8 protein-coding genes are annotated in these 6080 nt (G+C 73.5%); 2 read left to right on the forward strand and 6 right to left on the reverse strand.

Going from position 1 to position 6080, the window contains the following annotated elements:
• Positions 1-416, reverse strand: a 416-nt coding sequence (locus QSG27_RS27115) for a TetR/AcrR family transcriptional regulator (protein ID WP_306711715.1), incomplete at its 3' end; no start/stop codon positions are given.
• 73 nt (positions 417-489) lie between these two features.
• Between QSG27_RS27115 and bdcA the strand changes: the two genes are divergently transcribed.
• Entirely contained in the window at positions 490-1203 is a 714-nt protein-coding gene (gene bdcA, locus QSG27_RS27120) for an SDR family oxidoreductase (protein WP_306711717.1), read from the forward strand.
• A gap of 10 nt (positions 1204-1213) precedes the next feature.
• Here the strand turns inward: bdcA and bluB are convergent, their stop codons facing one another.
• From bluB to cobA, 3 genes are read right to left on the reverse strand one after another with little or no spacing between them, the layout of a single operon-like run.
• Positions 1214-1873 carry a 5,6-dimethylbenzimidazole synthase gene (bluB, locus tag QSG27_RS27125; protein ID WP_306711719.1) on the reverse strand — a complete coding sequence of 220 codons (660 nt, stop codon included), beginning with the start codon at positions 1871-1873 and terminating at the stop codon, positions 1214-1216.
• Positions 1870-3216, reverse strand: a complete 1347-nt coding sequence (locus QSG27_RS27130; RefSeq protein WP_306711721.1) for a cobyrinate a,c-diamide synthase — start codon at positions 3214-3216, stop codon at positions 1870-1872. The genes bluB and QSG27_RS27130 overlap by 4 nt, the downstream gene beginning before the upstream one ends.
• The gene (cobA, locus tag QSG27_RS27135) at positions 3209-4033 is read right to left on the reverse strand and encodes a uroporphyrinogen-III C-methyltransferase (RefSeq protein ID WP_306711723.1); all 825 of its coding nucleotides are present in this window, start codon (positions 4031-4033) and stop codon (positions 3209-3211) included. The genes QSG27_RS27130 and cobA overlap by 8 nt, the downstream gene beginning before the upstream one ends.
• Between cobA and QSG27_RS27140 the strand changes: the two genes are divergently transcribed.
• On the forward strand, positions 4032-5198 hold the full coding sequence (locus QSG27_RS27140) for a cobalt-precorrin-5B (C(1))-methyltransferase (protein ID WP_306711725.1): 1167 nt from the start codon (positions 4032-4034) through the stop codon (positions 5196-5198). The two genes, cobA and QSG27_RS27140, sit on opposite strands and share 2 nt — an antisense overlap.
• Here the strand turns inward: QSG27_RS27140 and cobM are convergent.
• Complete coding sequence (cobM, locus tag QSG27_RS27145; RefSeq protein WP_306711727.1) at positions 5177-5938, reverse strand: precorrin-4 C(11)-methyltransferase; 762 nt, start codon at positions 5936-5938, stop codon at positions 5177-5179. The two genes, QSG27_RS27140 and cobM, sit on opposite strands and share 22 nt — an antisense overlap.
• On the reverse strand, positions 5935-6066 hold the full coding sequence (locus tag QSG27_RS27150; protein WP_407653278.1) for a hypothetical protein: 132 nt from the start codon (positions 6064-6066) through the stop codon (positions 5935-5937). The genes cobM and QSG27_RS27150 overlap by 4 nt, the downstream gene beginning before the upstream one ends.
• Positions 6067-6080 lie beyond the last annotated feature (14 nt).

Below are 6080 nucleotides of genomic sequence, written 5' to 3' on the forward strand. Positions count from 1 at the left end.
TTTCCAGGCCGTGCGACCGGGGCGCGGCGGGCCCGCGCCTCCGGGTCGGCGCTGTTGCGCGCCCCGTCGAGCACGAGGCACCCCGCCGCCCCGCCGCAGGACGGGTAAAGCACCGCCGCGAGCGCCAGCGTCCGCCCGATCACGTCGGCCACGCCGCCGCCTTCCGCCCGCGCCCGTTCGAAGACGTTGGCGTCCCCCGCCGCGTAGCGCCGCAGCGCCCGTTCGAACAGCCCGGCCTTGCTGCCGAAGGCCGCGTAGAAGCTCGGCGGCTTGATGCCCAGCTCGGCGCCCAGCTCGGCCACGCCGACCGCGTCGTAGCCGCGGGCGTGGAACAGCCGCATCGCCGTCTCCACCGCCTCGTCCACATCGAAGGAACGCCGCCGCCCCCGCGGCTCCGATTTTTCTGTAGCGGTCACTATAAAAAGTCCTTGCGCGATGCCCTGCCCTGATTTTATATAGCGATCACTACATTAATTCAAGGAACCGGTCATGACCGACTTTGCGGGAAAGAACATTCTGGTGCTGGGCGGCAGCCGGGGCATCGGCAAGGCCATCGTGCAGCGCTTCGCGGCGGGTGGCGGGCGGGTCGCCTTCACCTACGCCGGGTCGGCGGAGGCCGCCGCGGCGCTGGCCGCCGAAACCGGGGCGGAGGCGATCCGCGCCGACAGCGCCGACCGCGATGCGCTGGTCGCCACGGTGGCCGGGCGGGGCGCTCTGGACGTGCTGGTCGTCAACGCCGGGGTCGCGATGATCGGCGATCCGCTGACCCTCGACCCCGACGCCGTGGACCGCATGATCGACATCAACGTCCGCGGGCCCTACCACGCCGCGGTCGAGGCGGCGCGCCACATGACGGGGCCGGGGCGGATCATCGTGATCGGGTCGGTCAACGGCGACCGCATGCCCTTCGCGGGCGGGGCGGCCTACGCGCTCACCAAATCGGCGGTCCAGGGCATGGTGCGCGGGCTGGCGCGGGACTTCGGGGATCGCGGAATCACCGTCAACGCCATCCAGCCGGGGCCGACCGACAGCGACATGAACCCCGCCGACGGCCCGATGGCCGCGGCCATGCACGGCTTCATGGCGATCAAGCGCCACGCCCACGCCAGCGAGGTCGCAGAACTGACCGCCTTCGTCGCCGGCCCGCACGGCGCGATGATCACCGGCTCGTTCCAGACCATCGACGGCGGCTTCGGGGCCTGACGCCGCGGTTCTACTCGTCCCCGCCCCAGCGGTCGCGGAAGACGAGGTCCTCCAGGGGAAGCCGGTTCCGCCAGCCGGCCTTCTCCAGTTCCGGCGTCTCGTGGAAATGCGAGACGTAGCCCAGGCACAGATAGGCGACGGGCACGATCCGCTGCGGGATGCCCAGCGCCTCGCGCAGCCGGTCCTCGTGCAGGATGCTGACCCAGCCGACGCCCAGCCCCTCCGCCCTTGCGGCCAGCCACAGGTTCTGGACTGCGCAGACGCAGGAATAGAGGTCCATGGTGGGTATGTGCGTCCGCCCCAGCACCACCGGGCCGGAGCGTTCCCGGTCGCAGGTGATGCAGAGGTTCACCGGCGCCTCGCGGATGCCTTCCAGCTTCAGGCGGCTGTAGAGCGCCTTGCGTTCCCCGGTGAAGAGGGCGGCGGCCTCCTCGTTGGCCTGGGAGAAGTCGGCGTGCACGCGGGCCTTCACCGCCGGGTCCTGGACGACGATGAAGTTCCAGGGCTGCATGAAGCCCACCGACGGCGCGTGATGCGCGGCGGTCAGGACGCGGGTCAGCACCTCCTCCGGCACCGGATCGGGGGCGAACTGCCCGCGCACGTCGCGGCGGGAGAAGATCGCCTTGTAGAGCGCGTCCCGCTCCTCCGGCGAAAAGGCGTGCTCGCTCATGGTCCTTCCCGGTCCGGGGCCGCCGCGATCACATGGAAGAAGGAGGCGAGGACGCCACCCCGCCGCCCGCCGAGCGGCCCGAGGTCCGACCCGTCCGCCGCCGTGGCGGTGACCAGCGGCTCGTCGGCCCCCCGGTCGAGGATCGAGGCGTAATGGAACTCGTGCCCGCGCAGCGCCGTGCCGGCCCGGCCCAGCGGCGTGTCGCCCAGCAGGACGGCGCGGCGGTAGCCCAGATGCAGCTTCCGCTTGGCGAAGGAGGTGCGCACCCCCAGCAGGCCCAGCATCGGGTGGGTGGTGCCCGCCGCGTCCTCCAGCGACTCGCCCAACACCATGTAGCCACCGCATTCGCCATAGACCGGGCGCCCCAGGGCGGCGAAGCGGTGCATGCCTTCCCGGAAGCGCCCGGCGGCGGCGAGGCGCCCGGCGTGCAGTTCCGGGTAGCCGCCGGGCAGATACACGGCGTCGGCATCGTCCGGCGGCGCTTCGTCGGCCAGGGGGGAGAAATGGGTCACCTCGGCCCCCGCGGCGCGCCAGCCCTCCAGCAGATGCGGGTAGACGAAGGTGAAGGCGGCGTCCCGCGCGATGGCGATGCGCTGGCCCAGCGGCGGCAGGGCGGGGGCGAAACGCCCCTCCGGCGCGCGGGAGGGAGCGGCGAGCGCCGCCACCCGGTCGAGGTCCACATGCTGCGCGATGAAGCGGCCCAGCGCCGCCAGCCGCTCCTGAAGGTCCGCCGTCTCCTCCGCCTGGATCAGCCCCAGATGGCGTTCGGGCAGGATCACGTCGGGGGTGCGGGGCAGGGAACCGAGGACGGGGATGCCCAGCGCCTCGATGGCGCCGCCGGCCAGGGCGAGGTGGCGCGGGCTGGCGATGTTGTTCAGGATCACCCCGCCGATCCGCACATCCTCGCGGTAGGTGGCGAAGCCCTTGACCAACGCGGCGGCGGACTGCGACTGGCCCTTGGCGTTCACCACCAGGATCACCGGCCAGCCGGTGCGCGCGGCGAGTTCCGATGTCGCTCCGGTGCCGGTCGCCCCGACGCCCGCCACCCCGTCGAACAGGCCCATCAGCGCCTCGCAGACCAGCAGGTCGGTGCCCTCCCCGGCGCGGCGGGCCAGCGAATCCAGCAGGTCCGGCCCCATCGCCCAGTTGTCGAGGTTGACGCTGGGCCGCCCGGTCGCCGCCTGATGGAAGGCCGGGTCGATGTAGTCCGGCCCCGCCTTCACCGCGCCCACGCGCAGGCCGCGCGCCTTCAGCGCCACCAGCAGCCCCAGCGTGACGGTGGTCTTGCCGGTGCCGGACGCCGGCGCCCCGACGATCAGCCCGCGCGGCGCCGCCTCAGCCATGGGGAGCCTCCTTGGGAAGCCACTCCAGCACGGGGCGCAGCCGCACCACCTCGCCGATCACGATGATGGCCGGCGGCTCCAGCCCGCTCGCCTCCAGGTCGGCCACGCAGGTGCCGAGCGCGGTGACCAGCACGCGCTGCCGCTCGGTCGTCGCGTCGGTGACCACGCCGACCGGCGTGTCGGCGGGCAGGCCGCCCTCCATCAGCGCCGCGGCGATGCCGGGCAGGCCCTTCCAGGCCATGTAGAGGATCAGCGGTGCGCCGGTCGCGGCCAGCGCCTTCCAGTCCGGCCCCCCGGCGCAGCTGTGGCCGGTCGCCAGGATCACCGCCTGGTTCGCCGTGCGGTGGGTCGCCGGGATGCCGGCGTAGGCCGGGCCGGCGATGCCCGCGGTGATGCCGGGGATGATGCGGAAGGGGATGCCCTGCTCGGCCAGCGCCTGCGCCTCCTCACCGCCGCGCCCGAAGACGAAGGGGTCGCCGCCCTTCAGCCGCAGCACGCGGTGCCCCTCGCGCGCCAGCTCGATCAGGCGGTTGGTGATGTCGTCCTGATGGGCGGAGGGCCGCCCGCCGCGCTTGCCGGCGAATTCCAGCCTTGCCGAGGGCGAGGCGAGCGCCATGATCCGTTCACCGACCAGCGCGTCGTGGACGATCACGTCGGCTTGCCTTAGACCTTGCAGGGCGAGCAGGGTCAGCAGGCCGGGATCGCCGGGACCGGCCCCCGCCAGCCACACGCTGCCGGGCCGGAAATCGGCCAGCTCCAGAGGAAGAGAAAGTTCCAGAGGAAGAGAAAGGGAGTCGGGCGACGGCTCTGCGGTCATGGACGAGCACTCAGCGACGGAAAACGGTGTGGACGGCGGTGTGGAGCACGGCGACGGCAAGGCGCTGCGGCGGGGCTGGACGACGGGCACCTGCGCCACCGCCGCCGCGCGGGCGGCCTGCGGGGCGCTGATGTCCGGCGCCTTTCCCGATCCGGTGACGGTAACCCTGCCCGGCGGCCAGACGCCAGCCTTCGCGCTCGCCTGGACCGATCGCGGCGACGGCTGGGCGGCGGCGGGCGTGGTGAAGGACGCGGGCGACGACCCGGACGTGACCCACGGCGCGCTGATCCGCGCCCGCGTCAGCCGCGCCGAGCCCGGCCAGGGCGTCGTCTTCCGGGCGGGGGAAGGGGTCGGCACCGTGACCCGCCCCGGCCTGCCGGTTCCGGTGGGTGAGCCGGCCATCAACCCGGTCCCGCGGGCCATGATCCGCCGCGCGGTCGAGGAGGCCGCCGCGCTGGCCGGCGAGGCCCCCGACATCGTGGTCGAAGTCTCCGTGGAGAATGGCGAGGCGCTGGCCCGCCGCACCATGAACCCGCGGCTGGGGATTCTCGGCGGCCTGTCGATCCTGGGGACGACGGGGATCGTCGTGCCCTATTCCTGTGCGGCCTGGATCGCCTCCATCCAGCGCGGCGTCGATGTCGCGCGGGCGGCGGGGCTGGGCCACGTCGCGGCCTGCACCGGCGACACCTCGGAAAAGGCGGTCGCCGCGCGCTACGGCCTGCCGGAGCACGCCCTGCTCGACATGGGCGATTTCGCGGGGGGCACGCTGAAGTACCTGCGCCGCAACCCGATCCCGCGCCTGACGCTGTGCGGCGGCTTCGCCAAGTTCGGCAAGCTGGCGCGCGGCCTGCTGGACCTGCATTCCAAACGCGGCAGCGTCGATCTCGACTGGCTGGCCGACCGCATGGCCGAGCTGGGCGCCGCCCCGGACCGCGTGGCGGAGGCCCGCAACGCCAACACCGCGGCACAGCTCCTGACCATCGCGAAGGCCGCCGGCCTGCCGCTGGCCGACCGCGTGGCGGCGCTGGCGCAGCGCACGGCGCTGGACGTGCTGGACGGCGCCCCCGTGGCGGTGGAGGTGCTGGTCACCGACCGGCAGGGCAACATCGTCGGTGCGTCCGGCTGGAGCGCCCCCCAGTCCCCTCACTCCCCCAACCCCCGGTAGCGGCGCACGTGCGACCCGTCGTAGAGCGCGCTGCACCGGAAATCCTCCACCCCCAGCGCCGGGCCGACCAGGATCAGGGCGGTGCGCTCCATGGGCGAGTCCGCCACCTTGGCGGCGATGTCGGCCAGCGTGCCGCGCAGCACCCGCTCGTCCGGCCAGGTCGCCCGGTAGACCACCGCCGCCGGGCAGTCCGCGCCGTAGAGCGGGGCCAGCCGCTCCACCACCCGGTCGATGACGTGGATCGACAGGTGGATGGCCAGCGTGGCGCCCGACCGTCCCAGCACTTCCAGAGTCTCGTTCGCCGGCATGGCCGAGGCGCGGCCCTCCGTGCGTGTCAAAATCAGCGTCTGGCTGACCTCCGGCAGGGTCAGCTCCCGCCCCAGCGCGGCGGAGGCGGCGGCGAAGGCCGGCACGCCCGGCGTGATGTCGTAGGGGATGCCCAGCTCCCGCAGCGCCCGCGTCTGCTCGCCGAGCGCGCTGTAGACCGACAGGTCGCCGGAATGCAGCCGCGCCACGTCCTGCCCGGCCGCGTGCGCCGCCTTGAACTCGGCGACGATCTGGTCGAGCGTCATCGGGGCGGTGTCCACGATCCGGGCGCCCGGCGGGGCGTGGGCGATGATCTCCTTCGGCACCAGGGACCCGGCGTAGAGGCAGACCGGGCAGGACGCGATCAGGTCGCGCCCGCGCAGGGTCAGCAGGTCGGGCGCGCCCGGTCCGGCGCCGATGAAATGCACGGTCATGCGAAACAATCCCCAGAAATCGCCAGCGCGCAGGTGGCGCGCGGGGTGGAACGGCGCGGCAGCAGAAGGGTGGACCCCGGCCCGGCGGCGGCCAGGGCCCCGGCCTCCGCGACCGAGGCGACGCCCACCGCGGCCTCGACGC

This window comes from Azospirillum isscasi, assembly GCF_030849505.1.
Taxonomy (GTDB): domain Bacteria; phylum Pseudomonadota; class Alphaproteobacteria; order Azospirillales; family Azospirillaceae; genus Azospirillum; species Azospirillum isscasi.

Excerpts from the sequence above, each read along its gene's own strand:
- bdcA (WP_306711717.1), top strand. The coding sequence starts at position 490 with ATGACCGACTTTGCGGGAAAGAACATTCTGGTGCTGGGCGGCAGCCGG.
- cobM (WP_306711727.1), bottom strand. The coding sequence starts at position 5,938 with ATGACCGTGCATTTCATCGGCGCCGGACCGGGCGCGCCCGACCTGCTG.
- bluB (WP_306711719.1), bottom strand. The coding sequence starts at position 1,873 with ATGAGCGAGCACGCCTTTTCGCCGGAGGAGCGGGACGCGCTCTACAAG.
- QSG27_RS27140 (WP_306711725.1), top strand. The coding sequence starts at position 4,032 with ATGGACGAGCACTCAGCGACGGAAAACGGTGTGGACGGCGGTGTGGAG.
- cobA (WP_306711723.1), bottom strand. The coding sequence starts at position 4,033 with ATGACCGCAGAGCCGTCGCCCGACTCCCTTTCTCTTCCTCTGGAACTT.
- QSG27_RS27130 (WP_306711721.1), bottom strand. The coding sequence starts at position 3,216 with ATGGCTGAGGCGGCGCCGCGCGGGCTGATCGTCGGGGCGCCGGCGTCC.